22 protein-coding genes are annotated in these 26,703 nt (G+C 69.2%); 17 read left to right on the forward strand and 5 right to left on the reverse strand.

From position 1 onward, the window contains the following. Positions 1 to 12 precede the first annotated feature (12 nt). The 5 genes from CDO52_RS05540 to CDO52_RS05560 all read left to right on the forward strand — a co-directional run bounded on the left by CDO52_RS05540 (position 13) and on the right by CDO52_RS05560 (position 5,804). The gene (locus CDO52_RS05540) at positions 13 to 1,164 is read left to right on the forward strand and encodes an ABC transporter ATP-binding protein (protein ID WP_017620198.1); all 1,152 of its coding nucleotides are present in this window, start codon (positions 13 to 15) and stop codon (positions 1,162 to 1,164) included. Positions 1,165 to 1,281: 117 nt separating this feature from the next. Next, positions 1,282 to 2,505: an ABC transporter substrate-binding protein gene (locus tag CDO52_RS05545; protein WP_017620197.1), complete on the forward strand. Its 1,224-nt coding sequence runs from the start codon at positions 1,282 to 1,284 to the stop codon at positions 2,503 to 2,505. Positions 2,506 to 2,507: 2 nt separating this feature from the next. Continuing rightward, positions 2,508 to 3,425, forward strand: a complete 918-nt coding sequence (locus tag CDO52_RS05550; RefSeq protein WP_017620196.1) for an ABC transporter permease — start codon at positions 2,508 to 2,510, stop codon at positions 3,423 to 3,425. Further along, entirely contained in the window at positions 3,422 to 4,273 is an 852-nt protein-coding gene (locus CDO52_RS05555; RefSeq protein WP_017620195.1) for an ABC transporter permease, read from the forward strand. The genes CDO52_RS05550 and CDO52_RS05555 overlap by 4 nt, the downstream gene beginning before the upstream one ends. Positions 4,274 to 4,376: 103 nt before the next feature. Then, entirely contained in the window at positions 4,377 to 5,804 is a 1,428-nt protein-coding gene (locus CDO52_RS05560; RefSeq protein WP_094932230.1) for an NAD(P)/FAD-dependent oxidoreductase, read from the forward strand. A 113-nt stretch (positions 5,805 to 5,917) separates the two neighbouring features. On the opposite strand, the gene CDO52_RS05565 is transcribed toward CDO52_RS05560, so the two are convergent. Further along, complete coding sequence (locus tag CDO52_RS05565; RefSeq protein WP_033301171.1) at positions 5,918 to 6,172, reverse strand: GntR family transcriptional regulator; 255 nt, start codon at positions 6,170 to 6,172, stop codon at positions 5,918 to 5,920. 155 nt (positions 6,173 to 6,327) lie between these two features. On the opposite strand from CDO52_RS05565, the gene CDO52_RS28040 reads away from it, so the two are divergent. The 6 genes from CDO52_RS28040 (at position 6,328) to CDO52_RS05595 (ending at position 10,986) form a co-directional block, all read left to right on the forward strand. Further along, the gene (locus tag CDO52_RS28040; RefSeq protein ID WP_193373693.1) at positions 6,328 to 6,468 is read left to right on the forward strand and encodes a hypothetical protein; all 141 of its coding nucleotides are present in this window, start codon (positions 6,328 to 6,330) and stop codon (positions 6,466 to 6,468) included. Between the two features lie 214 nt (positions 6,469 to 6,682). Next, a complete protein-coding gene (locus tag CDO52_RS05575; RefSeq protein WP_017620191.1) occupies positions 6,683 to 6,895 on the forward strand; it encodes a hypothetical protein in 213 nt (70 codons plus the stop codon). A 169-nt stretch (positions 6,896 to 7,064) separates the two neighbouring features. Next, entirely contained in the window at positions 7,065 to 8,075 is a 1,011-nt protein-coding gene (locus tag CDO52_RS05580) for an ABC transporter ATP-binding protein (RefSeq protein WP_017620190.1), read from the forward strand. 49 nt (positions 8,076 to 8,124) lie between these two features. Beyond that, positions 8,125 to 8,976 carry an ABC transporter permease gene (locus CDO52_RS05585; protein ID WP_026126080.1) on the forward strand — a complete coding sequence of 284 codons (852 nt, stop codon included), beginning with the start codon at positions 8,125 to 8,127 and terminating at the stop codon, positions 8,974 to 8,976. 154 nt (positions 8,977 to 9,130) lie between these two features. Beyond that, on the forward strand, positions 9,131 to 10,384 hold the full coding sequence (locus CDO52_RS05590) for a sensor histidine kinase (RefSeq protein WP_083919991.1): 1,254 nt from the start codon (positions 9,131 to 9,133) through the stop codon (positions 10,382 to 10,384). After that, entirely contained in the window at positions 10,381 to 10,986 is a 606-nt protein-coding gene (locus tag CDO52_RS05595) for a response regulator transcription factor (RefSeq protein ID WP_017620187.1), read from the forward strand. Before CDO52_RS05590 ends, CDO52_RS05595 begins: the two co-directional genes overlap by 4 nt. Positions 10,987 to 11,000: 14 nt before the next feature. Here the strand turns inward: CDO52_RS05595 and CDO52_RS05600 are convergent, their stop codons facing one another. Continuing rightward, positions 11,001 to 13,172: a SpoIIE family protein phosphatase gene (locus tag CDO52_RS05600; RefSeq protein WP_094932231.1), complete on the reverse strand. Its 2,172-nt coding sequence runs from the start codon at positions 13,170 to 13,172 to the stop codon at positions 11,001 to 11,003. Positions 13,173 to 13,512: 340 nt separating this feature from the next. Between CDO52_RS05600 and CDO52_RS05605 the strand changes: the two genes are divergently transcribed. The 4 genes from CDO52_RS05605 to CDO52_RS28045 all read left to right on the forward strand — a co-directional run bounded on the left by CDO52_RS05605 (position 13,513) and on the right by CDO52_RS28045 (position 21,034). Further along, positions 13,513 to 17,814, forward strand: a complete 4,302-nt coding sequence (locus CDO52_RS05605) for a hybrid sensor histidine kinase/response regulator (RefSeq protein WP_017620186.1) — start codon at positions 13,513 to 13,515, stop codon at positions 17,812 to 17,814. Between the two features lie 2 nt (positions 17,815 to 17,816). Continuing rightward, a complete protein-coding gene (locus CDO52_RS05610; RefSeq protein WP_026126079.1) occupies positions 17,817 to 18,461 on the forward strand; it encodes a response regulator in 645 nt (214 codons plus the stop codon). 521 nt (positions 18,462 to 18,982) lie between these two features. After that, positions 18,983 to 20,134, forward strand: a complete 1,152-nt coding sequence (locus tag CDO52_RS05615) for an ICP22 family protein (RefSeq protein WP_017620184.1) — start codon at positions 18,983 to 18,985, stop codon at positions 20,132 to 20,134. A 120-nt stretch (positions 20,135 to 20,254) separates the two neighbouring features. Next, a complete protein-coding gene (locus CDO52_RS28045) occupies positions 20,255 to 21,034 on the forward strand; it encodes a hypothetical protein (RefSeq protein WP_017620183.1) in 780 nt (259 codons plus the stop codon). Between the two features lie 129 nt (positions 21,035 to 21,163). Here CDO52_RS28045 and CDO52_RS05625 read toward each other — a convergent pair whose 3' ends face one another. Then, positions 21,164 to 22,324: a GAF domain-containing protein gene (locus CDO52_RS05625; RefSeq protein WP_017620182.1), complete on the reverse strand. Its 1,161-nt coding sequence runs from the start codon at positions 22,322 to 22,324 to the stop codon at positions 21,164 to 21,166. A 185-nt stretch (positions 22,325 to 22,509) separates the two neighbouring features. On the opposite strand from CDO52_RS05625, the gene CDO52_RS05630 reads away from it, so the two are divergent. Then, the gene (locus CDO52_RS05630; protein ID WP_017620181.1) at positions 22,510 to 23,250 is read left to right on the forward strand and encodes a GAF and ANTAR domain-containing protein; all 741 of its coding nucleotides are present in this window, start codon (positions 22,510 to 22,512) and stop codon (positions 23,248 to 23,250) included. A 187-nt stretch (positions 23,251 to 23,437) separates the two neighbouring features. Beyond that, positions 23,438 to 23,788, forward strand: a complete 351-nt coding sequence (locus CDO52_RS05635) for an STAS domain-containing protein (protein ID WP_017620180.1) — start codon at positions 23,438 to 23,440, stop codon at positions 23,786 to 23,788. Between the two features lie 5 nt (positions 23,789 to 23,793). Here the strand turns inward: CDO52_RS05635 and CDO52_RS05640 are convergent, their stop codons facing one another. Both CDO52_RS05640 and CDO52_RS05645 read right to left on the reverse strand, forming a co-directional pair. Beyond that, positions 23,794 to 24,738: a sensor histidine kinase gene (locus tag CDO52_RS05640; RefSeq protein WP_017620179.1), complete on the reverse strand. Its 945-nt coding sequence runs from the start codon at positions 24,736 to 24,738 to the stop codon at positions 23,794 to 23,796. A gap of 76 nt (positions 24,739 to 24,814) precedes the next feature. Further along, positions 24,815 to 26,059 (reverse strand): glycosyltransferase, encoded by a 1,245-nt coding sequence (locus CDO52_RS05645; protein ID WP_017620178.1) that lies wholly within the window; start codon positions 26,057 to 26,059, stop codon positions 24,815 to 24,817. Positions 26,060 to 26,703: the final 644 nt, after the last annotated feature.

Raw genomic sequence — 26,703 nt, forward strand, 5'->3', positions numbered from 1 at the left:
AAACCACGGACCATGGCGGCAACCTTGCACGAGACCCCCGCCCGCCCGGCGGCCGACGCGGCGGCGCGGGCAGACGCCCCCGCTATCAGCCTGGAGGGCGTCGCCAAGACGTACCGGACCGGCCACGAGACCGTCACCGCCGTGTGCGGCATCGACCTCACGATCCCCCAGGGGGAGTTCTTCTCCCTGCTGGGGCCGTCCGGCTGCGGCAAGAGCACGACGATGCGGATGATCGCCGGGTTCGAGGAGCCCACCGCCGGAACCGTGCGGCTGGCCGGGCAGGACGTCACCCACGTCCCGCCGAACCGGCGCGACGTCAACATGGTCTTCCAGAGCTACGCGCTCTTCCCGCACATGACCGTCTTCGACAACATCGCGTTCGGGCTGCGCCGCAAGAAGCTGTCCGAGCCGGAGATCCGGCAGCGCGTCGGCGAGATGGTGGAGCTGGTCGAGCTCGGCGGGCGGGAGAAGACCCGGCCCGGACGGCTCTCCGGCGGCCAGCAGCAGCGGGTGGCGCTCGCCCGCGCCCTGGTCAACCGGCCCAGCGCGCTGCTGCTCGACGAGCCGCTGGGAGCCCTCGACCTCAAGCTGCGCCAGTCCATGCAGATCGAGCTCAAGCGCATCCAGCGCGACATCGGCATCACGTTCGTCTACGTCACCCATGACCAGGGCGAGGCGCTGACCATGTCGGACCGGATCGCCGTGCTCAACCAGGGGATCATCGAACAGCTCGGCGCGCCCGCCGAGATCTACGAGCGCCCGGCGACCCGGTTCACCGCCGGGTTCATCGGCACCTCCAACCTGCTCACCGGGACGGTCGCGGAGCGGAGGGGCGAGGGCGCCCTCCTCGACTTCAGGGAGGCCGGGCGCGTCATCGCCGCCGCCGACGCGGCACCCGGCGATGAGATCGACGTGACGGTACGGCCGGAGAAGATCACGCTGGCGGCGGAGGAACCGTCGGCGGAGTGGTCGCGGCTGCGGGGGACCGTCACCGAGGTCGTCTACCTGGGGTCGACCACCCACTACACCGTCCGCGCCGACAACGGGGCACAGATCGTGGTGTTCCGACAGAACGCCTGTGACGCCAGCGCCCTGAGCGCCCGCGGCGAGAAGGTGTGGCTGGCCTGGCGCCCGGAGTCCGCCTACGTCCTGCCGCGCCCCTGACCCCGCCCCTCCCTCCGTTGATCTCGGCAGTATCGACCGAATTCTCGACGAAATTACGTCGATATCCCCGAGATCAACGGAGGTACCGCATCCCCCAGTAGTGAGAGAGCCAGCGCCGTGACCAGATTCGATCCCGCACTCGCGCGCGGACTGACCCGTGCGCGCCTCAGCCGCCGATCCATGCTCCAGATGTCCGGCCTGACCGCCGCCGGACTCGCCCTGACCGCCTGCGGTGTGCAGGGCCAGGGAGCCAAGCAGTCCCCCGACGCGTCCTTCTGGGAGGGCAAGAAGAGCAACGGGAGCCTGAGGTTCGCCAACTGGCCGCTGTACATGGACTCCGAGCGCACCCAGCTCAAGCAGTTCACCGAGCGGACCGGCATCAAGGTCACCTACGACGAGGCCGTGCAGGAGAACCACTCCTGGTTCGGCAAGATCCAGCCCAAGCTGGCCCAGGGCGAGTCCATCGGCTACGACCTGATGGTGCTGACCAACGGCATCGAGCTCACCAAGCTCATCGAGCTGGGCTTCCTCGCCCCGCTCGACCACGAGCAGCTGCCCAACTTCGACGCCAACGCCGGGGAGCTGTACAAGAACACGTCGTATGACCCCGGGAACACCTACACCGTTCCCTACACGTCGGGGGTCACCGGCATCGCCTACAACCCGGAGTACGTGGACCGGGAGATCACCTCCATCGCCGACCTGTGGGACCCGAAGTTCGAGGGCAAGGTCGGGATGATGCGCGACCCGCAGGAGATCGCCAACTTCGGGCTGCTGCTCAACGGCGTCGACCCCGCCGAGTCCACGGAGAAGGACTGGAAGAAGGCGGTGGAGAAGCTGGAGGAGCAGCGCGACAAGGGGATCGTGCGCCGGTACTACGAGCAGGACTACATCCAGCCGCTGACCAACGGGGACGTGTGGATGTCCATGGCGTGGTCCGGCGACGTCTACCAGCAGAACGCCGAGGAGGGGACGAACCTGAAGTTCGTCGTCCCGGAGGAGGGCGGGACGATCTGGACCGACTGCCTGATGATCCCGACCACCGCGGAGAACCCGGTCGACGCGCTGATGCTGATGGACTTCCTGTACGAGCCGGAGATCGCCGCCGGGCTGACGGAGTACATCACCTACATCACGCCGGTTCCCGAGGCCCAGGAGATCCTGAAGGAGAAGGCCGCCGAAGCTTCAGGGAAAGAGAAAAAGGAGCTCGACGGCCTGGTCGACAGCCCGCTGGTGTTCCCGAGCGAGAAGGACTACGCGCGGCTGCACAACTACGTGCCGCTGACCACGGACAACGAAAAGTCCTTCACGCCCCTGTTCCTCTCGGTGACGCAGTCCTAGCCATGGCCATGGAAACGACGACGACCCCCGAGGGCGGACCGAGCCCGACCCCGACGCCACCGCGACGCGTCGCGGCCGCCGCACCCTACTTCCTCGTCCTCCCGGGCTGGCTGTGGCTCGCGATCTTCTTCGTGGTGCCCATCGTCAGCATGGTCACGATGTCGCTGATGAGCGGCAACCTCGTGCGCGGGTTCAGCCTCACCTTCGAGTTCGGCAACTACGCCGACGCGGTCGCGACGTACTGGGAACAGATCCTGCGCTCGCTGTTCTACGGCGGCTGCGCCACGCTGCTGTGCATCGCGATCGGCTACCCGGTGGCCTACTGGATCGCGTTCCGCGGCGGCGCCTACAAGTCGACGTATCTGCTGCTGCTCCTGCTGCCGTTCTTCGTCTCGTTCGTGCTGCGCACGATCTCGTGGGGGTTCCTGCTCGCCGACGACGGGGTGCTGCTGGGGACGCTGAAGGACATCGGCCTGGTTCCGGACGGCACGCGCGTGCTCAACTCCGCCCCGGCGGTGGTGTTCGGCCTGGCCTACAACTTCCTGCCGTTCATGGTGCTGCCGATCTACGCGGTGCTGGAGCGGATGGACCACCGGCTGGTGGAGGCCGCCCGCGACCTGTACGCCGGGCGTGTGCAGGCGTTCGTGCGCGTGGTGCTGCCGATCTCGCTGCCGGGCGTGTTCGCCGGGGTGATCATGACGTTCATCCCGAGCAGCGCCGACTACATCAACGCCAAGGTGCTCGGCGGTACCCACAACACGATGATCGGCCAGGTCATCGAGTCGCAGTACCTGGTGAACAACGCCTACCCGATGGCCGCGTCGATCACGTTCATCCTCATGGCCGTGCTGCTCATCGGGATCTTCAGCTACGCACGGGCGCTGGGCACCGAGCAGGTCATGGAGGCACAGGCACGATGAGCAGTACGGACCTCCCCGTCTCCACCGACACACCGGATCCGTTCGCGCGGACGGGACCGGCCCCGCGGCGATCGCGTCGGGCCGTCGACTGGGGCAAGTACTTCACCTGGCTGGTGATGGCTTGGCTGTTCGCGCCGATCCTCTTCATGATCGCGTTCAGCTTCAATGATGTGCAGGGGCGGCACAACGTCACCTGGCAGGGTTTCACGCTCCGCTGGTACGAGGACGCCCTCGCCTACCCCGATCTGACGACGGCGCTGCTCAACTCACTGGCCATCGCGCTGCTGACGATGGTGATCGCCGGCGTGCTGGGCAGCCTGCTGGGCCTGGCGCTGGGCCGCTACCGGTTCCGCGGGCAGGGGACGACCAACCTGGTCATGTTCGCGGCGATCTCCGCGCCGGAGGTGGTGCTGGGGGCGGCGCTGCTGTCGCTGTTCCTCACGATGAACGTGGCCACCGGTTTTCTGACCATCCTGCTCTCGCACGTGATGTTCACGGTGTCGTTCGTGGCGATCACGGTCCGGGCGCGGGTCCTGACGCTTGACCCCAGCCTGGAGGAGGCAGCCCGCGACCTCGGCGCCACGCCGTTGACGACGTTCCGGCTGGTGACCCTGCCGATGCTGGCCCCGGCGATCATGGCCGGTGGGCTGATCGCCTTCGCGCTGTCGATCGACGACTACATCATCACGTCGTTCGTCAGCGGCAACGTCCAGACCTTCCCGCTGTGGATCTGGGGCGCCACGCGTGTCGGCATCCCGCCGCAGGTCAACGTCATGGGGACACTGATCTTCGCGATCGGTGTGGTGCTCGCGATCGTCAACATCGTCCTGGCCCGACGCCGGGCCTGACACAACGCCATCCACCGACGGGCAGGGGAGAGACCCCTGCCCTCGGAGGCCACATCTCCCCATCATCACATCACGTAATACTGGAATGAGGGAGTGATAAGCCGTGCCCAGGCCCTTCGCATCATCAGCCGCCGCGGCGGCCCTGGCCGTGTCCAGGCCCCTGGCCTTCTGGCTGGACCCGGAGATCAACGGGCACGACGTGCCCGAACCCGCACCCGCGCTCTCTGGCGACGTCACCACTGACCTCGCCGTTGTCGGTGCCGGATTCAGCGGACTCTGGGCCGCATTGATCGCCAAGGAGCGCGATCCCGGCCGCGACGTCGTGCTGATCGAGGCGCGGACCGCCGGATGGGCGGCATCCGGGCGCAATGGAGGGTTCTGCGCGTCCAGCCTGACCCACGGCTTCGGCAACGGGGCGAACCGCTGGCCGGACGAGATCGCCGACCTGGAGCGGTTGGGCCGCAAGAACCTCGACGAGATCGAGGCGGCCATCGCGCGGTACGGGATCGACTGCGAGTTCGAACGGACCGGTGAGCTGCTGGTCGCCACCGAACAGTGGCAAGCCGACGACCTCGCCGAAGAAGCCGCCAACCTGAGAGAACTCGGCTACAACACGGAACTCCTCACCGAAGAGCAAACCCGAGCCGAAGTCGACTCGCCTACGTACGTGGGCGGCATGTTCGACCCCGGAGCGGTCGCCATGCTCCACCCGGCCAAGCTCGCCTGGGGCCTGCGCGAGGCGTGCCTGCGACTGGGCGTGCGGATCTTCGAGCAGACCCCCGTCCGCAAAATCCACTCCATCGCAGGCGGCCTCCGCCTGGAAACCAAGCACGGCTCAGTGACAGCCCGGCGCGTCGCCTGGGCAACGGGCGCGTTCCCCGGCCCACTGCGCCGCATCCGCCACTTCGTGGCCCCGGTCTACGACTACGCGCTGATGACCGAGCCGCTGAGCGCTGACCAGATGGCGGCCATCGGCTGGAAGAACCGCCAGGGACTCTCCGACTCCGCCAACCAGTTCCACTACTACCGACTCAGCGCCGACAACCGCATCCTGTGGGGCGGCTACGACGTCATCTACCACTACGGCGGCAAGGTCCGCCCGGAGTACGACCAGCGCCCGGAGACCTTCGAGCGGTTGGCCGAGCACTTCTTCGAGACCTTCCCCCAACTCGAAGACCTGCGCTTCACCCACGCCTGGGGCGGAGTCATCGACACCTGCAGCCGCTTCTGCGCCTTCTTCGGCCAGGCCTACGGCGGCCGCCTGGCCTACGCCTCGGGCTACACGGGCCTCGGCGTCGGCGCCACCCGCTTCGGCGCCGAAGTTATGCTCGACTTCCTGGCCGGGGAGTCCACCGAACGCACCCGCTTGCAGATGGTGCGCTCCAAGCCCGTCCCGTTCCCACCCGAACCCCTGCGCTATACGGGAATCGAGCTGACGCGCCGGGCCATCGCGACTGCCGACCGCAACGGCGGCCGCCGCAACCTCTGGCTGACGGCGCTCGACAAACTCGGCCTGGGTTTCGATAGCTGAGGACATCAGCCGGCCGGTCCGCTGTTGAGGAGGTCGAGAGCAGAGCCACGGGTCCACCGAATGCACGCCACTTGGACCGTCCCTTCGGGGGCGGTCCTCTGCTATGTCTGCGGCTACTTGTCGGTGCCGGAACCGGTGGAATCGACGACGAAGATGCCCATGCCGGTGACTGTCTCCACCAAGCCTTCGTCTTTGAGGACCTTCACGGCCTTGCGCAGGGTGTCACGCGCGACCTCGAACTCTTGCTCCAGCTCAACCAAGCTTGGAATCCGGCGGCCGGGAGGGATCGTCCCATTCGCGATGCGACCACGCAGAACTCCTGCGATCTGGAGGTAGGGCGGAACAGGTCCTTCCCGGTCAATGCTCATGACCGGCGACCGTAGTGGACCACGAGAGAGGAGCCATAGCTACCCACGGGGGTAGACGGGGGTAGTACGCCTCCTTTAAGCTGCTGTGACAAAAAGACCCCGGCGAGTCGGCCAGGACTCCCGGGGCGTGGCCCCACTCGCAGGAGGAGTGAGACGTGTCCATCTTGCCATCGCGGCGCAGTCGCCGTATCCGCCCCTACATCTCGGTGCTGGAGCATCGTCGTACCATCGAGGAGCGCCGCTTCCGGCGGTTCGCTGAGACTGCTGCCGTGCGGGGCGCGGAGGCGGTCCGATGAGCTCCTTCGTCACTCGCGCGCGACACGGCGACGTGACGGTCGCCTACGATTCCTCTCTCCCGCCCCTGCAGCAGTTCACTGTGCGTGGGCTCGGCGGGCGGATCGTGTGTCTTCGGTCCCCGTACAACGAGGCCCACCGTGCTTTGGTCCGCGAGTGCGGGCTCTCTAAGGCCGAGGCGTCCCGGCTCCTCGACAAGGCGGTTGGAGCCGACGCATGACCTCCACCGACGACGGCCCACTGCTGCGCCTGCTCCGCGAGCACTACGGGCACCGGTGGACCATTTGGCACACCGAGAACCTGTGGATCGCCACCGCCAACGACTCCGAGGCCGACCACGCGCCCACGATCATCCAACCCGACGTCAACGAATTCCTCGATGAGCTAGACAACCCGCCCGACCGGGCAGGAAAGCCTCCGGCACGGTGATTCGGAGAGTTCGGGCGGCCGTCACCCGTGGCACAGGTGACGGCCGTCGTCTACTTCGGCGCGGCTCCACGCGATGACATCTGTCATCGTCGGGTGCTGACGAGTTCACGGCTTGACGGTGACATCGGCGTCTGCCGCGGAGAAGTGCTGATTCGCGAGACTGCCGGACATGAGCACGGCACAGCAGAGTCCAGCCCCCGCGAGCGACGCGCACCCCGGTGGTGACGGCGACCTCGGCGCCGCGATCAGCGTGCGCGACCTTCGGCAGAGTTACGGCGACTTCGAGGCGGTCAAGGGCGTCTCGTTCGACGTCGCACCCGGGGAGCTGTTCGCGCTGCTCGGGACGAATGGGGCTGGGAAGACCACCACGATCGAGACGCTGGAGGGCTTCCGGCGTCCTACGAGCGGGACGGTGCGGGTCTTCGGCACCGACCCGTACGGGCAGCCGCCCGCACTGCGTGAACGGATGAACGCGGTGCTGCAGCACAGCGGACTCTTCGGCGAGCTGACCGTGGCCGAGACCATCGATCTCTCCCGGGACCTGTGCGCCGACCCGCTGAGTCGCGATGAGGTGCTGGGGTTGACCGGTCTCACCGACAAGGCCCGGATCGCCGTCCGGCAGCTGTCGGGTGGGCAGAAGCGCCGACTCGACCTGGGGCTGGCCGTACTGCCCCAGCCCGAGGTGCTGTTCCTCGATGAGCCGACCACCGGCATGGATCCTGAGGCGCGTCGCGAGACGTGGACGCTCATCGCCGACCTCGTCGCCGACGGCGTCGCCGTCCTACTCACCACGCACTACCTCGAAGAAGCCGAGCGCCTGGCCGATCGGCTCGCCATCATGCACCGGGGTGAGGTCAAGGTCGCGGGCACACTCCGCGAGGTTGTCGTCGGCCACGGCGACCGGATCGCCTTCCGGCTGCCCGCCGATGTCCGCTTCGACGACCTGCCCCAGCTTCCCGGCGCCACTGCGGAGGTGGAGATGCGCCAGGAGGAGGCATGGGTCAGCTACACGGTCCGGGGTGAGGACACCGAGGGACGGGCCCACGGCGCGCTGGCTCCGCTGCTCGCCTGGGCGGAGGTCCACAGCATCACCCTGCACCGGCTGGAGCTGCGCAGTGCGTCGCTGGAAGACGTCTTCCTCAGCGTCGCTGACGGTGCCTCCGATCTGGTGTCCGGTTAGACGCTCCCGAACGCACTCGACTCACCCCACACCGCGAAGGACCGACGCCATGGCCGCCACCGCTCCGCACACGACCGAAACGCCCCGGCCCCTACGCACACCTGTGAGTGCGGTGCGCCAGCTCTTCCGGCTGACGCGCACCGAGCTCACCCTCTTCCACCGCTACCGGACCGCGCTCTACATGGCGTTCATGCCGCTGGTGCTGCTGCTTCCGGCCTTCTCCATGCCCGAGGCGGAGGTCGGGCCCGGCATCCTCAACACGGCCTACCTGGTGAGCGGGGTCCCTGTCCTGTCGGCGATGACCCTGGCCGTCCTGCACATGCCCAACGTGTACGCCGCGAGGCGCGAGACGATGGTCCTCAAGCGGTTCCGGGTCAGCGGTGTCCCGCCGGTCGCCTTGTTCGGCGCCACGGCGGTGGCGGTGTTCCTCGTGACCGTCGTTCTCACCGCGCTGATCGCCGCTCTGATGGCGGCCCGCTTCGACACACTGCCGAGCGATCCGCTGCTGCTCCTGCTCGCCGTCGCGCTGACCACCGCCATCGTCAGCATGCTCGGGCTCGTCTTCACCAACCTCGCCCGGAACTCCGAAAGCGCGCAGATGATCAGCATGGTCCCGTTCCTGCTGTTCTTCGCCATCAGCGGCACGTTTGTCCCGACGGACCTGATGCCCGCCCCGGTGGCCACCGGGGTCTCGTACCTCCCCATGCTCCCGGCGATCGACATCGCCCGCAGCGCCTACTTCGGCGTGGACACGTTCGGCGGACTGGATGGCGCCAGCGCCACGACCGGACTTGATCTGTGGGCCGCTGCCGCACCGTCGCTGCTGGTCCTGCTCGTCTGGCTGGGGATCTCTATCTACCTCCTGCGCTTCTTCCGCTGGGACCCGCGCCAGGCGGGCTGAGCCGGAGAGGAAGCGGCACACCACCGCCGGGAGAAGCTCGGGCGCGCCTCCCGGCGGTACGGTGAACGGCGGTCGGGAGGACGGACCGGCCGCCGCTCACCGCTGCGCCGCATGCGCGCGCAGACAGACGGTCGACGCACGGGGGAGGGGCCGAATGCCGAATGCCGCGGAGTGGAACGGGGCGCCCATGGCGGTGCCGCAGGCGGCACTGCGGCGGCTGCGCCACGCCCGCTGGGTCGTGGTCGGCAGCTACGCCTTCTTCGTGCTGTTGATCCCCTTCTTCGGTCTCACCCAGGTGGCGAACGCCGTCAACAACGAGGGCGTGTCGCTGTGGGGCGCCGTCGTCGGAACGCTCCTGTCACTGCCGCTCGCCGGGATCGTCATGTGGATGATGCTCGTCCGAATGAGGCGGCGGACGGACCCGCAGGACGTCGCGTACTGGACATCATTGACGCTGCTCGCCGCCGTGCTCGTGGCGATCGATGTGTACTACTCGAGCCTGCTCATCGCTTCCGTGTGGTGGGCCACGGTGATGATGGTGCGGCCCCGTCGGCGGACCGTCGTGGTGACAGTCGTCCTCGTCGTCGGGCCGTGGGTCAGAATCCTCGCCCTTCCGGAGCCCGACGTGGCTTTGATGGCGTTTGTCTGGGGAGTGCCCGCGGTCTGGGCGGTGATCATGCTCGTCACCAACTACGGCATCCTGTGGCTCTGGGAAGTTGCCAACGAAGCGACCGCTGCGCGCGAAGCACAGGCCCGGCTCGCCGTCACCGAGGAGCGGCTCCGGTTCTCCCGCGACATGCATGACCTGCTCGGGCACAGCCTCTCCGCGCTGTCGGTGAAGAGCGAGCTCGCGGCCAGGTTGGCCGAGCGGGCGCCCGAGCGTGCCGCGCAGGAGATGCTGGAGGTGCAGCGTCTCGCCCGCGACGCCCTGCGCGAGGTGCGCACCGCTGTCAGCGGGTACCGGGAGGTCGACCTCGACGCTGAGATCGCCAGCGTGCGGGCCGTGCTTGGCGCCGCCGGGGTTGAGTGCACCATCACCGGCGCCGACATCGACGTCCCCGCCGACCTCCGGGCGCTCACCGCCTGGCTGGTCCGCGAGGCGGGCACCAACGTGCTGCGGCACAGCACCGCCTCCCGCTGCGACATCACGCTGCGGCGCGACGATCGGGCACTGGTCGTCGAGGTGTACAACGATGGTGCGCGTGCCGCGCACGACGGCGCGGTGCGCTTCGGCAACGGCCTCACCGGTCTGTCCGAACGTGCCGGCGCGGTGCGGGGAGAGGTGTCGGCCAGCCCAAGCGGCAAGGACGGTTTCCTGCTGCGGGCGGTGCTGCCCCTACCGCGCCGGGAAACCGAGCGGCGGCCGGACCCCGCGCCGCCCGAAGAACGAGAAGGAGCGACGGGTTGATCCGCATCGTCCTGGCCGACGACGAGCACCTGATCCGCGGTGCCATCGCCGCTCTGCTGGGGTTGGAGGAGGACCTGGAGGTCGTCGCCGAGGTCGGCCGCGGGGACCAGGTGGTCGCGGCGGTCACCGAGAACGACGCCGACATCGCGGTTCTCGACATCGAGATGCCCGGCGCCACCGGCCTGGAGGTCGCCGCCGAGCTGAAGCAGACCGCCCCGCACTGCGGCGTCCTCATCCTCACCAGCTTCGGCCGCCCCGGCTACCTGCGCCGCGCTCTGGCCGCCGGAGCCCGCGGGTTCCTGGCCAAGGACGCCCCCGTCGAGCAGCTCGCCGGAGCCATCCGCAAGGTGCACGAAGGCGGCCGCTACATCGACACCGAACTCGCCGCCGCCGCGATGGCGGCGGGCGAGAGCCCGCTGACCCCGCGCGAGGTCGACGTCCTGCGCGCCGCGGCCGACGGCGCCTCGGTCGCCGCGATCGCCCGAACCCTTCACCTGGGCGAGGGAACGGTGCGCAACTACCTGTCCAACGCCATCAGCAAGACAGGGGCGGACAACCGCATGTCCGCCATCCGTACGGCGCAGGACATGGGGTGGCTCTGACCGGCTGCGCCGCTCTACAGGAAGCGCAGCACCAGCATGGCCGTGTCGTCGGTGTGGCCGCCCGGGGCGAATTCCTCCAGGTCGCGGTCGAGGCGGACGATGACGGCCTGGGCCGTCAGGCCCGAGCAGCCGGAGTAGATGCGCATCAGGCCCTCGTCGCCGAGCATCTGGGTGCCGTTGCGGCGCTCGGTGACGCCGTCCGTGACCGCCAGCAGCACATCGCCCGAGGTGACCTCGATGGTCTCGGTGTAGAAGTCGACGTCCTCGAAGGCGCCCAGCAGGGGCTGGGACGTTCCGACCGGTGTGACCTCGCCCTTCTGGTTGAGGAGCAGCGGCAGCGGGTGGCCCGCCGAGACCAGGCGGATCCGGAAGCCCTCGCCCGGTTCGCCGATCGGGGTCATCTCCCCGTAGAGCATCGTGAGGAAGCGTGTCGTGGTGTTCTCGTCCAGGATGGCGAGGTTCAGCCGGTGCATGATGTGCGCCGGGGAGAAGCCCTCGCGTGCCAGGGCGCGCAGGGTGTGCCGGGCCAGGCCGGTCACCGCCGCGGCGGCCGGGCCGGTGCCGCAGACGTCGCCGATCGCGAAGCACCACCGGCCGTCGGTGGCGAACAGGTCGTAGAAGTCGCCGCCCACCACGTTGCGCTCGTCCGCCGAACGGTAGAACACGGAGTGGTCCACGCCGGGGATGTCGGGCACCTTTTCCTTGGCGGGCAACAGGCTCCGCTGCAGCGCCTCGCTCATCGAGGTCTGACCCGCGTACAGCCGCGCGTTCTCCATCGCCGAGGACACGCGGCGCGCGAGGTCGTCGGCCACGTCCACGTCTTCGCGGGTGAAGTCCTCGTCGGGCTTCTTGCCCATGGTCAGCCGGCCCAGCGTCTGGCCGTGGGCCACCAGCGGGATGCTGATGGCCGGGGACTGCGCCAGCTCGTGCGTCAGGTCGTCCTCGATGCCCGACGCCAGCAGCATGTCCCGGCTCCACAGCGAGCGGGGCGTGTGCTGTTCGGGCGGCGGCAGCGTGGACAGCAGGGACTGGAGGACGTCGTTGTAGTTCTCGTTGCTGTGCACGACATAGGCCAGCCGCGAGGCCCCGAGGTCGTTGTTGACGTGCACCGCGCACCAGCTGCCCAGCCGGGAGGTGATCAGCTGCGCCGCCAGCGCCGCGGTCATGTGCTCGTCGAGCGTCCCCGTCAGCAGGTCGCTCGCCTCGGCGAGGAAGCTCAGCGACGCCCGCCGGGCCAGCTCCACCTCGGCCAGTCGGGCGCGCTCCACGGGCAGGGCGATGCGGTCGGCGCCGTCCTGCAGGCGGCGGGCCGCGGTCTCTCCGAAGTGCCGGATGCGCCGCGAGGCCACACCGATCAGACCGGTGATCCGGCCGTCCACGATGAGCGGGGCGGTGACCAGCGAGCGCATGCCCGCCTTGGAGAGCCGTCCCCGGTGCGCCCGGGCGATCATCAGGTCGTCGTTGATCACCGGTCCTGGGGCCGGGGCGGCCGAGGGAAAGGTCTCCTCGGTCCGGCTGCGAAACGCCCGCCAGGGGCTGTTCGTCAGCCCGACGGCGGTGCGCACCTCCCACTCGGTCTCGTCGGTGGTGGCCAGCGCGATGTAGGCGGCGTCCCCGCCCAGCGCGGTGCGCGCGTAGTCGACGGTCCGGTCCAGCAGGTCGGGAAGGGACAGCCGCGCCGTCAGCGCGGCGTCCAACGGGGCCCACGGGCCGGGGCGCTCGGGGCGCCGCCGGTTGGGCCGTACCGGAAGCGGCGGGGCGAGGTCGGTGTTCGACTCGGCCGCCACTTCGTCCTGCAGCCGGACCCAGACCGCCTTGTCGTCCTTGCTGTAGCTGACGCCCCACGAGCAGGCGAGTGCGGAGGCCAGGGCCAGCCCCAGCCCGCCGTGGCGCTGGCCATCGGTCGACGGGGTGACGTCTACCGCCAGCGGTCCCGCCTGCGGAACCGCGCGCTCGGGCACTCTGTCGGCGACGACGACCTCGATCGAGTCCGGAAGCCGCCGTACGGTCACCTCCAGCATGCTCTGGGCATGGATCACCGCGTTGGTGACGAGTTCGCTGACGAGCAGCACGACGTCGTCGCACGACCGTTTGACGCCCCAGTCCTTCAGCGTCTCGCGGACGAAGAGGCGGGCGTCGCCTGCGGTCTCGGGGGCCGGGGAGAACTCCCGGCGGGCGACCTTCATCGCATCATGTGGCATTGTGAAGCCGTACGGTTTCTTTCAGCGTCGAACAGGGCGGATGAGTCCCTTGGCGGCATCGGCATGTTTGACCCCTACCCCCAATCTCGACTTCCGCTGAGTCTGCGGTGTCGGAACGACGACTTTCGTGGGCACAGTAGGAACAACGCAGTCATGATGTCAGAACGTCCATGTAATGAGCAGCCCGGCCGACCTTTTGCAGGTGGCACGATCCGTCCGGCGTCGGAGGATACGGGTGGCGCGAGCAGCGGAGCCGCCGCCTCCCTCCGGCTCCCCCGCCGGGCGGCTGGGGTCGGCGTAGGTAGTTGCTGAAGGAGGGGGATCCATGCCCCAGCAGGCCGGGGCGGTGGCCTCGGAAGCACAGATGGATGAGCTTCTCGCGGCGCTGTACAGCATGCGCGACGGCGACTTCAGCGTGCGGCTGAGTTTCGGTGAGGGCGCCAAGTCCGGCGAGCTCGCGTCCGTGTTCAACCAAGTACTGGACCACTGCGAGCAGCTGAGCAGCGAGCTGCAGCGGCTCGGCACGGTGGTCAACACCGAGGGCCGGCTCACCGAACGGATCTCGGTCAGTCCCGCCCGCGGCGCCTGGGGCAAGAGCATCCGCGCCCTCAACCAGGTGCTCGACGAGGTCAGCGGGCCGGTGACCGACGTCGCGCGGATCCTCGACTCTGTCGCCGACGGTGACCTGTCGCAGCGGGTCGAGCTGGGCACGCGCCATGGCGAGCTCCACGGCGACCTGCTGCGTCTGGCCACCTCGGTGAACCGCATGGCCGACCAGATGCAGGGCTTCACCAACGAGGTCACCCGCGTGGCCCGGGAAGTCGGCACCGAGGGCAAGCTGGGCGGCAGCGCCAAGGTCGAGGGCGTCTCCGGCGCCTGGCGCGACGTCACCGAGTCGGTCAACCAGATGGCCTCGCGGCTGACGGCGCAAGTGCGTGACATCTCTCAGGTGACCTACTCTGTCGCCCAGGGCGACCTGAGCCGCAAGGTGAAGGTCGACGTCCAGGGCGAGATGCTCCAGCTCAAGGACACCGTCAACACGATGGTGGACCAGCTGTCCATGTTCGGTGACGAGGTCACCCGGGTGGCGCGCGAGGTCGGCACCGAGGGCAAGCTGGGTGGTCGCGCCAATGTCAAGGGCGTGTCGGGGATCTGGAAGGACCTCACCGACAACGTCAACTCCATGGCCGACAACCTCACCAACCAGGTGCGCGACATCTCCCAGGTGACCACGGCCGTGGCACGCGGCGACCTGAGCCGCAAGGTGACCGTCGACGTGCAGGGCGAGATGCTCTCCCTGAAGAACACCGTGAACACCATGGTCGACCAGCTCGACTCGTTCGCCGACGAGGTCACCCGCGTCGCCCGCGAGGTCGGCACGGAAGGCAAGCTGGGTGGTCGTGCCAATGTCAAGGGCGTGTCGGGGATCTGGAAGGACCTCACCGACAACGTCAACTCGATGGCGAACAGCCTGACCTACCAGGTCCGCAACATCTCCCAGGTCACCCGCGCGGTCGCCAGCGGTGACCTGACCAAGAAGATCACCGTTGACGCCCAAGGCGAGATCCTGGAGCTGAAGGACACCGTCAACACGATGGTCGACCAGCTCTCCGCGTTCGCCGATGAGGTGACGCGTGTGGCGCGCGAAGTGGGGACCGAGGGCAAGCTCGGCGGTCAGGCCCACGTGCGCGACGTGTCAGGGGTGTGGAAGGACCTGACCGACAACGTCAACTCCATGGCCAACAACCTGACCCACCAGGTGCGGCACATCTCCATCGTCACGCGCGCCGTGGCCGCCGGTGACCTCACCAAGAAGGTCACGGTCAACGCCAAGGGGGAGATCCTCGAACTCAAGGACACCATAAACGTGATGGTGGACCAGCTGTCCGCCTTCGCCGACGAGGTCACCCGCGTGGCCCGCGAGGTGGGTAACGAGGGGAAGCTGGGCGGACGCGCCGACGTCAAGGGTGTCTCGGGCATCTGGAAGGACCTGACGGACAACGTCAACTCGATGTCGCACAACCTCACCACGCAGGTGCGCAACATCGCGCAGGTGACGTCCTCGGTGGCCGCGGGTGACCTGAGCAAGAAGATCACCGTCGATGCCCAGGGCGAGATCCTGGAGCTGAAGGACACCGTGAACACCATGGTGGACCAGCTCTCGGCGTTCGCGACCGAGGTCACCCGTGTGGCCCACGAGGTCGGCAGTGAGGGCCAGCTGGGCGGCCAGGCCAAGGTCGACGGCGTTTCGGGCACCTGGGAGCAGCTCACCGACAGCGTGAACGAGCTGGCCCGCAACCTCACCACCCAGGTGCGCGCGATCGGCGACGTCGCCAGCGCCGTCACCCGCGGGGACCTGACCCAGAACATCCAGGTCAACGCGCGCGGCGAGATGCTGAACCTGAAGGACAACATCAACCTGATGGTCAGCAACCTGCGCGAGACGACCGCAGCGCAGCGCGACGAGGACTGGCTGAAGAGCAACCTCGCCCGCATCTCCGGAAAGATCCAGGGCCACCGCGACCTCAACGAGCTCGCCCGGCTGATCATGACCGAGGTGACCCCGCTGGTCGACGCCCAGCACGGCGCCTGCTTCCTCCCGGAGGAGAAGGACGACGAGGAGACCTTCCGGCTGTACGCCGGGTTCGGCTTCCAGCCGGAGGAGCCGCGCCGGCGCATCCGCCCCGGCGTGGGCCTGGCCGGGGAGGTCCTGGCCCAGCAGCGGGAGATGGTCATCCACAACGTCCCCGGCGACTATGTGCGGATCGAGTCCGGGCTGGGCGAGGCCCCGCCGCTGACCCTGGCGATCTTCCCCATACTGTTCGAGGGCCGGGCGCTCGGCGTCATCGAACTCGGCTCGTACGGCGAGTTCCGCGAGGTGCACCTCGACTTCCTCCGCCAGCTCGTGTCGCACATCGGGACCACGATCAACACGATCCTGGCCAACTCCAAGACCGAGTACCTGCTGCTGCAGTCCCGCCAGCTGACGACCGCGCTGCAGGAGCGCTCCAACGAGCTGCAGCGCCAGCAGGAGGAGCTGCGCCGCAAGAACGCTGAGCTGCACAGCAAGGCGGGGCAGCTGGCCAGCCAGAACCGCGCCATCGAACTGCAGAACCGGCAGATCGAACGGGCCCGGCGCTCGCTGGAGGACCGCGCGCACCAGCTGCAGGTGTCCTCCAAGTACAAGTCCGAGTTCCTCGCCAACATGTCGCACGAGCTGCGCACGCCGCTGAACAGCCTGCTCATACTCGCGCGGCTGCTGGCCGACAACACCGAGCAGAACCTCACCTCCAAGCAGGTGGAGTTCGCCCAGACGATCCACAAGGCGGGCAACGACCTGCTCCAGCTCATCGACGAGATCCTGGACCTCGCCAAGGTCGAGGCCGGACGGGCTGAGGTGCAGCCCGCCAACGTGTCGATCACCCAGCTGGTCGACTACGTCGAGGCGTCGTTCCGCCCGATGACCAGCGAGCGCGGGCTCGCCTTCGCCGTCGAGGTCTCACCGGACATCCCGAACTTCCTGTGGACCGACGAGCAGCGGCTGCAGCAGATCCTGCGCAACCTGCTGTCCAACGCCGTGAAGTTCACCGGGGCGGGGGAGGTGCGGCTGCTCATCGAGCCGGCCTGGGCGCTCGACGACGCCGACCTCGACATGTTCGGGGAGAACGAGGAGGTCATCGCCTTCTCCGTGGCCGACACCGGGATCGGCATCCCCGATGACAAGCTCCAGGTCATCTTCGAGGCCTTCCACCAGGGCGACGGCACGACCAGCCGCCGCTTCGGCGGCACCGGGCTGGGGCTGTCGATCAGCCGGAACTTCGCCCGCCTGCTCGGCGGCGAGATCCGCGTGAGCAGTGTCGTCGGCGAGGGCAGCACGTTCACCCTGCTGCTTCCGGTGCGGCTGCCGGAGGGCACGTCCGAGCGGCTGGAGGACCCTCTGGGCGCCACCGCCGGGCTGACCTCGGACGGCACCCCGGACATCGAGCCGCTCACCGAGATCGACATCGCCGAGACCCCGACCGAAATCGAACTCACGCAGGAGGCCGGGATCGACGAGGACGCGGAACCGCCGGCCGTCCCGGTCCTCCGCCAGATCGAGCCCGATCCGGAGCGCGGTGAGGTGGGCGAGAGCCAGGAGGTGCGCAGCGACCCCGACCGCGAGGCGGTGCTGTCCGGGCGCAAGGTGCTCATCGTCGACGACGACGTGCGCAACGTGTTCGCCCTGACCAGCGCGTTGGAGGCGAGCGGCCTGGAGGTCATCTACGCCGACAACGGCCACACCGGGATCGAGAAGCTGGAGGCCAACGAGAACGTCGCGCTGGTGCTGATGGACATCATGATGCCGGAGCTGGACGGCGATGCCACGACCCGGGCCATCCGCGCCATGCCGCAGTTCGCGGAACTGCCGATCATCTCCCTCACCGCCAAGGCGATGCAGGGCGACCGGGAGCGGAGCCTGGAGGCAGGGGCGTCCGACTACGTGACGAAGCCCGTGGACCTCGACCACCTGCTCGACGTGATACGCAAGTGGCTGGAGCCGGAGTCCGAGGCAGACGGTGCAGATGGCACCGAGGCGGACGGTACTGAGGCGGAGAGTGCCGACACCGAGAATGAGCAGGAGCAGTGACCGTGCCGCGTAAGGCCAACATCCTCCTTGTGGACGACCGCGACGAGAACCTGACGGCACTCGAGGCGATCCTCACGTCCCTCGATCAGAACCTGGTACGCGCGAGTTCGGGGGAGGACGCGCTCAAGGCGCTCCTGGAGGAGGACTTCGCGGTCATCCTGCTCGACGTCGTGATGCCCGGGATGGACGGCTTCGAGACCGCCGCCCACATCAAGCAGCGGGAGCGGACCAAGGACGTCCCGATCATCTTCCTGACCGGCGCCGGAATCGACCGCCACCAGGTGTTCCGCGGGTACGCCTCGCGCGCCATCGACTACCTCACCAAGCCGTTCGACCCGTGGGTGCTGCGGTCCAAGGTCGAGGTGTTCGTGGAGCTCCACCAGGTCAAGCAGCAGCTGCGGGAACAGTCGCGGATGTTGCGCAAGGAGCTGGCCGAGGAGACCGGCGGGCCGGTGTCGGGTGTCGCAGGGCGCCTGTCGCGGCGCGTCGCCGAGGTCAACACCAACCTGGAGCTGCTGCGCGATCTGGTGGTGACCGAGGAGCGCGACGACGACAGCCGAACCATCGAGGCGGTCCGCGACCTCGACCGCTCCGTGGCGCAGCTGACGACGCTGGTGGAGGCGCTGCACGGCCCGGGCCCGGAGTAAGGGGCAAGGAAGACGAAGAAGCGGGGCGGGACACCTGTGCGGGGTGTCCCGCCCCGCGTTGTGTCGCGCGACGGTCGCGATCGGTCCGTTGGGGAGGGCGGGGCCGGATGCGGTCGCGCGGCCGTTCGTATGTAAACCACCCCGGTTCCGATCCACCGGGGATCACTCTGGGTCGCTGGATTCGAGTGTTGTCGCAGTTCGCGAATCTCCAATCGTCGCGTTGCGTGACGGCGGCCATGAAAAATGTGATGTCTACCGCAATCGCAACGTCCTGATAACTGATCACATTCTTCTTGGTTTGTGGTGATTTCTGGGTCTAGAGTTCTGCTTGTTCGGCAGGTTCACGACCGCCGAACAGCGCCAGGTGCGAAACCTCGCTCGGGTTTCCCTGATGCCGTTCGCAGCCCCGCTCCGCTCGAACCGCCTGGCAGACCACTCGGGAGTACGCCCGCCATACCGCGCAGGCGCCACCGACCCCGTTCTTCAACCCCCACATTTGGAGCTTTACCGTGTCGCGAACGATGACCCGCACGGCCGCCGGCTTCGCCGTCGCCACCTTCGTCGGCCTGGGCAGCGTCTTCAGCGCGCCCCTCGCCCTGGCCGACGCCCCCGCGGAGAAGCCCGAGGTGAACGCCGAGGGCACCGGCGCCGAGTCCGGCGAGCAGCAGGACGCCGGCAAGGACACCTCCGCCGAGGGCGGCAAGGAGACCACGACCCCCGATGGCGACAGCGGCGCGGGCGCGCCCAGCGACGCCGACAAGGCCGAGGACACCGGCGCGGGGGACAAGGGCAAGGACGAGGGGGACAAGGACGAGACCCCCGCTGAGGAGCAGGCACCCGAGAACGTCGATCCCGAGCCCCTGACGCTCGACACCGACATCGAGGAGGAGCTCGACTTCGACGGCGACTACATCGCCCAGAAGACCTACGCCTACACCTGCACGGCGGGCTCCCAGACCGACAGCGCCAAGATCCTCTGGACCCTCGCGCACTCGGGCGACGGCAAGACCGGCGAGCCGTACGTCTGGGCAGCGGGCGTCGACAACTTCCCCTACTACTACGCCGACGAGCCGGTCACGAATGGGACGTTCTCCGGTGCGCTCAACCTGAGTGGTGCCGCAGCTCCGCAGAAGTCGCTGACCGCGACAGCGACGGCTCAGGGGCCGGTCGACGAGCACGGTAACTTCCCGGCCGACAAGTGGAACTACGACAAGACGACGGGCACCTTCACCCCGCTGAAGCCGGGCAAGCTGACCTTCACACCCGGCACTGTCACCATCAAGATCGAGCAGGCGTCCGGTACTGTCACCACGACCTGCACCCCGTCCGAGCCCGCCACCCTGGCCAGTGTCGACATCACCGGCAAGGACATGAGCGACAAGGACAACGGGAACGGCAACGGTTCCGGTTCCGACAAGGACAACAACGGCGAGACGGGTTCCGGCGGCGAGAAGGGCGACGGCTCCGGTTCCGGCTCCGACGGTGACAAGAACACGGAGGCCGACACCAGCAAGCCCGCCGCCGACAAGGCCGGTGCCGGCCTTCCGGTGACCGGTGCCGCGCTGGGCGGCCTCGTGGCCGCCGGTGCCGCCGCGCTCGGCGGTGGCGGTGCCGCGATGTACTTCTCGCGGAAGAAGAAGGCCGCCGCGGCGGACGCGACCGACGCCTCCTGATAACCGGGAGCGACGGCCTCTCCCCTCGGCCGTCGTGACCGCGGCGGGCGCCCGTAACGACGGGCGCCCGCCTGACGCGCTCCTCTGCCGTGAACAGGCCCCGCGTAGTACAAGGGAGAGATGAGCTTCCCCCGAGACGCCTCGCCGCGGCAGCGGCTGATCAGTCCCTCCGGCATCGGGCTGGTCCTGATCTGCCTCTTCCTCCCCTTCATCGGCGTCTCCTGCGACACCGGCCTGGGCACCCTCGACGTCCAGGCTTCGGGGTGGGACCTCGCCGTCGGCGGTGAACCCTCGGTCTCCGGAGGCGGTGGGCTGGGACGGGACGTCCCGCGCGGCTTCGACCCCACTGGCGGCGGGGCCAGCGTGGGGGAGGAGCCCGGCGACGTCGGCGTCCACCCCCTGATGCTGGGCGGGATCCTCGCCCTGCTGACCGGTGCCGTGCTGGGGATCGTTCTGCCGTCGCGCCTCGGCCGCGCCCTGGGCGGACTGTCCACCAGTGCCCTGGCGCTCCTACTCTTCGCCATCAACGAGGTGCTGGTGTACAGCGCCTTGGAAGAGCGCATGGCCTCGGAGGCCCTCTGGCTCTCCGGCAGCTCCGAGGTGGGAACCCGCTTCGGGTTCTGGGTGACGATCGCGCTGCTGATCGCGGTCGGCGCCTACAACGCCGTCGAGCTGCGCGTGGCCGCGCAGCAGTCGCCCCTACCGTACGGCGGACCGCCCCACGGATCCGTGCCGCCGCCCCCAGCACCGCCGCAGCCTCCGCCGCACCCACCGCCCCCGCCCTACGGTGCGCCGCCGCCCTGGCAGCCGGGACCACCGCCGGGCGCGCAGCCTCCGGGGATGCACCCGCCGCCCTCGTCCACCGGACGAGACGACCCCTACGGCCCGCCCTACGGCTGACCGGCGCCCGCCTCCCCACCTTCCCCCGTTGATCTCGGGGATATTGGGGTTTCACAGCCGATTTTTACCCCAATATCTCCGAGATCAACGGGGGAAGGGGCGACACAGAGAGACAGTTGAGCGGTGCGGTCAGTCAGTGGCCCGCGGCGGCAGCGCCAGCCCGATGTGCTCGCCGATCTCCTCGATCAGCCCGAGGTCGGCGAGCCGGAACGAGCCCCGGTTGCTCCGCCGGATCAGTGTCAGCGCGCCGCGCACGCCGCGGCTCCCCTTCAACGGGACGCACATCAGCGACCCGGCGCCCAGCGCGCTGAGCATCGGCGCGCCCTCCTCGCTGTACCCCAGCGTGCTCTCGTCCTCGATGAACTGGTGCAGGACGGACTGCCCGCCGGTCAACACGTCGCGCGGGACCTCCGACCCCAGCGGGTCCAGCGACTCCACGAGTTCGCGCTGGTCATCGTCGCCCGGCCCGGCGACCACCGCGCGGCGCGCCTGGCGGGCGTCGGCCGGAAGGTCGCACACGTCGATGATCACCCAGTCGGCGTAGGAGTCGGCGAGCAGCGCCGCCGCGTCGTCCAGCGCGAGCGGGCTTCCCGCGCCGCCCGGTCCCGCGCTGCCCAGTAGCAGCCGGGTCATCCGCGTGAGCACGTCGAGCCGCCGCGCCGCCAACACCACGACCTGGTCCTCGACCTCTGACTCCAGCGGCGCCGGCCCCTCGTCCTCGGCGGCCAGCGGCGGCGACATGACGACCAGCACGATCGGGTGGGCCTCGGTGGGCACCTCCACCCGGCTCAGAGTCAGGTGCACATCCTCGGACCAGCCCCGCTGTGCCAGCCGGGACTCGAACGAGGCCGGTTCACCGCCCCGCACCACGGCCGCCAGCCACGACCGCATCGCGGCGCGTCGCCGCAGGTCCACGAAGTTGGAGAAGGGCTTGCCGGTCAGGTACCCGCTCAGCCCGCCCAGCCGTTCGGCGCCGATGGCGTTGATGCGGCGGATGTAGCCCTCGTGGTCGAGCAGCACCACCGGGACGCTCAGCTCGTTGAAGACCGCCCGCAGCACCGAGCGCTCGTCCTCGCTCCCCGTGCGGCGCGGTGCGGCGGACTCGGCGTCGGCGGTGAGCCGTGTCCCGCAGTCGACCAGCAGCTGCTCGGCGTATCCGAGTTCGGCCAGCGCGGCCTCGGCCGTCCCAGCGGCGTCGTCCGGGTACATCGCGTGCGCGGCGCGCAGCGCCGCGATGCGCTCGCGCAGTTCTGAGATCTCACGCTCGAGCTCGGCCAGATTCTCCGGCACGCGAGGGCCTCCTGGCTTCTCGGATCCGGGGCCCTTCCGCGACGCGCGTGAACGTCGTGCCCCGTTGTTGACGCTAACGCATGCACAGCGAAGTCCGGTTCCTGGTTACCGTGGAAGTCAGCCGGGACGGCCGCCGTCCGAACTGATCGTGAGGGGTCGTGTTGACGGGGGGATGGGACGTGCCGATGTGGATCGAACGCCTCGCGCGGGATATCGGCGATCTCGGGCAGCGCTCCCCGGAGCGGGCGCTGGACCAGATGAGCATGGCCGCCGCGCGCGGGGTCCCGGGATGCTCCGCGGCCCTCGTCGTCATCTGGCGGGAGGTCGCTCCCGGGGACGAACCCACGGCGGGCGGTGGGCAGCACGTCGTCGTCGACTACGGGGCCTCCCACTCCGACCTGGCGACCGCCTTCGAGTACCAGTACACGACGGACGAGGGCCCGACGGTCGCGGCGGTTCGCGAGATGCGCGCGGTGACCGTGGGGGATGTGCTGCGCGAGGACCGCTGGCCCGGCTACACGAGCATGGCCGTGCAGTGCGGGGACCGTTCCTCGGTGACGTTCCCCAGCGAGCTGGAGGGCGAGGTCGTCACGTTCGGCGTGCACTCCGGGCGCGCCGGGGTGTTCGACGACGCGGTGGTCACCCCGCTGGTGGCGCTGCTCGCCGAGCACGCGGCCATGGCACTGCACTCGGCGGGCCGCTACTCCGACGTCGAGCGCGAGGCGGCGCACATGCGGCGGGCGATGTCGGCGCGCGCCGTGATCGACCAGGCCAAGGGGATCATCATGCACGCCCGCGGGTGCGACGCCGCGGAGGCCTTCGCCGAGCTGCGCAAGGTGGCCCAGCGCAACCGGCTGAAGGTGGTCGAGGTGGCGCGGAGCCTGGTCGCCGAACACGCGGAAACCAACGCGAAGGCGCTGGGCTGATGGGCGTTGTCGCGGATCGGCACAACGCGCAGTATCGGTGTGATGACGGCCTCGCGCCGAATCTGTCTCGGCTTGGGCATTGGCGCTAAGGTGGCCGCGTGGAGTTCAGGAGCGGTGCGAGGGCACGTAGGCGGTCGGAACCGCCGACGCCCGCGGCGATCCCCGGTTACCGGCGAGGAGCGTGAGCGTGGCGTCCGATGTCTCGATCCGGACCGAAGGCGATGTCGTGGTGGTGACACCGGCAGGGGAGCTGGATGCCATCAGCTCGCCCCTACTCGCCGAAGCTCTGGACGGAATCCTGGGCGCGGCCGAGCCGTGCCGGGGGATCGTGATCGACTTCTCCAAGGTGAGCTTCTGCGACTCGCGCTGTATCGGCGTCCTCGTCTCCTCCTACCGGCAGGCCCGTGACCTGGGCATCGGCCTGGCGGTCTCCGCGCCGCAGCGCGCCGTGCACCGGCTGTTCGTGATCGCCGGGATCGACCAGGTCATCACGATCGAAGAGGACACCGCGCACGCGATGGAGGCGGTGCTGGCCTAGCCGCGCTAGAGCCGGAAGTACATCCGGACCAGGGAGCCGCGCGAGCCGCCGCTGATCTCCATGAAGTCGCAGACCTGGCGGGTGATCCACAGGCCGTAGCCGCGCGGGCTGAGCGGGTCGGCGGGGTGATAGCCGCTGAGCGGGTCGGTCAGGTCCCCGCACTCGTCGAAGACCTCGCAGATCATCCGCCCGGCCGCGTGCCACATCGTGACCGTGCCCTTGCCCGCGCCGTGCTCCAGGACGTTGGCGCTCAGCTCGTTCACCGCCACGACGAGGTCGCCGATGCGAGGCCCGGGCAGGCCGGTCTCGGCGGCGAGGTCGCGGACCTCCTCGCGCAGTGACGGCAGATCGGAGTGGATGTCGAGTCTTCGCGTCTCACCCGCTGGGGGCGGCAGAGCGTGCGCGGCGTCGGGCACCAGGGGCGTCGATCGGTAGTCGGGGTTGGCGCGGCTTCCGCCGCAGGTGAGCAGGACCGGGTGCGTGCTGCGCGCCGACTCCAGCACGTCGGCGGGGGTGGTGCGGCTGTCGTGCAGACACAGCAGCCGCATGCGCACGTCGGACAGCGCCGTCATCAGCGCGGAGTCCAGCCGGTGCCACTCACGGAGCTCCATGGGATCGTGCGGCGGCAGGACCGGTTCGCCGACGACCGTGACCCGGCGCGGTTCGGCGCGCGCCAGGCGGTGCAGGGCTGCCACGGTGCGCCCGGGGGCGTCGTAGAGCGCCGTTCGGTCCGCGAAGCGCACAGTGGCGCTCTCAGCGGCGTCCAGCGTGCACCGGATGTCGTCGCGCAGCCGCTCGCTCACGGCGACGACGACGTGCTCGCTCGCGTCGAGGGCGGTCCGGAGCACCGGGAGGACCGCCTCACGGAGGTCCCGGGCCGAATCGAAGAATACGCCGTGGTGCTCGAATCCTCCGGTTCCCGCGGTCGCGGACTCCGCGCGCGACGTCATGACATCACCCCGGGGATCCCTCCCGGCCCGTGCCCACTGCTGTCCGATGTTCGTGGTGCTGCTCCCCGTCCGCGGACTAGTGTGCATCATCGCCGACCGCGGCGAGCAGCTCGTCCTCCTGCGGGCGCGCCCGCGTGTACACGCGCTCGGTCTCCGCAGCCACGCGCTGCCAGGTGAACCGCGACTCCGCGCGGTCGGCCCCGGCGATGCCGTAGGCGCTGCGCATGGTCGCCTCCGAGAGCAGCCCGCGCAACGCCGCGCCCAGGGCCTCGGGCCGGGCCGAGCGCAGCAGGATCCCGGTCGTGCCGTCGAGCACGGCGCCGGTGGCGCTGCCGACGGCGGTGGCGACCACGGGCAGCCCGCACGCCATGGCCTCCAGCAGGCCGCCGCCGTAGGGGTCGTAGGGCGCGGCCGAGACGTAGATGTCGGCCGAACGCAGCAGCCGCGGCATCTCCTTGCGGTCGACGGGCCCGGTCAGCGTGACGCGGTCGTCGACCCCCGCCTCCTTGGCGAGCAGCTCCAGGCGGCGGGCGTCGTCGTCGAGCGCGAGCTCTATCGGCGCCGGCCCGGCCACGATGACCAGCTCGGCCTCGGGGATGCGGACCATCGCCTCGATCAGCGCGTCGGCTCCGCCGCCGGCCAGCCCGGTCACCGAGATGATGCGGGGGCGCTCCTCGCGGCGGCCTTTCCACGGCTCGGTGGCCACGCCACCCTCGACGGTGAAGTGGTCGGTGTCCACGCCGTAGGGGACGACGCTCACGCGGGTGCGCGGCAGGCCCATGCGGGCGAGTTCGAAGCGCTGGTCGGCGGAGTTGACGACGACGGCGTCGGCGCGCCCGGCGATCGCGGCCTCCAGGCGGACCCGCTCCTGGCGCTCGGGCAGCCCGGCGCGCTGCTCGCTGGCGTTGAGCGAGTGGAAGGTCTGCACGATCGGCGTCTCCTCGCTGACCCCCTCGGCGGTGCGCGCGGCCGACAGCGCGGCCAGGCCGCTGGTCCAGCCGAACGCGTGGATGACGTCCGGGGTGTCCTCGTCCAGGCGGGTGGCGAGGGCGGAGGCGAAGGCGCCGGTGTGTTCGGAGATCTCGTGTTCGCCCAGGGTGTAGTGCGGGCCGGCCGTCAGGTATTCGACGTTGACGCCGCGCCCCATGCGGGAGCGGCCGGGCAGGTCTTCGGCGTCCTTGCGCGAGTAGACGGTGACGCGGTGTCCGAGCTTGGCCAGATGGCGGGAGACCGAGGCGATGTGCACGCTTTCACCGCAGGTCGGTTCCCCTTTGTGGGCGGGTAGGGGGCTGGTGTGCTCGGCGACCAAGGCGATCTTCACGTGTTGCTCCTCATTGCGAGACGGCGACCCGGCGCATGGGAAAACCGCCCGCGGGCGCGGCCGTTCCGACGCTGCGGGTACGGGGGCCGGTGGGCATGCGAACGGCAGCCCGGGCGGGCGGAGAGGAAGTGTCGGGAGGACAGGAGGGAATTGGGCAGACGCAAAAGGACCACACCTTGACCGTTCGGAAGAAAGCACAGAACGCGCTCATCACGGCGCGGGCGGGAGAGCCGCGCGGGAGCGTGCGAAGGAGAGGTGTGTCTGCGTCTTAGACACCCATCACTGCGTCATTCTGCCAGACCGCGCGACGGGCGCCAAACTCCGCTGTAACGTGCGGTTGTGTGAGGAAGTGATCGCGGAGCGTGCCAAAGTGTGCGGTGGTGGGGGTGTGGCGGGCACGCGTCGGCATGGGGAAGGAAACGGGTAAGGAACAGGCCCGGATGCTCGCCGGGACGGGTCCGGAACCATACGTTGGACGATAAGGATCCGTTGAGGAACTGCGTATCAAGGCGTTTTCCGCCATGATGTACGCGGATTTTGACCACGGTCAACGGTCCCCCGATACGGTTACATGATCAACGCGCCTCGGATACCGTCCTCAAGACGAGGCGCCGCTTGGGACTGTGCGGCAGTAACTGCCGATG

The organism is Nocardiopsis gilva YIM 90087 (assembly GCF_002263495.1).
GTDB lineage: Bacteria > Actinomycetota > Actinomycetes > Streptosporangiales > Streptosporangiaceae > Nocardiopsis_C > Nocardiopsis_C gilva.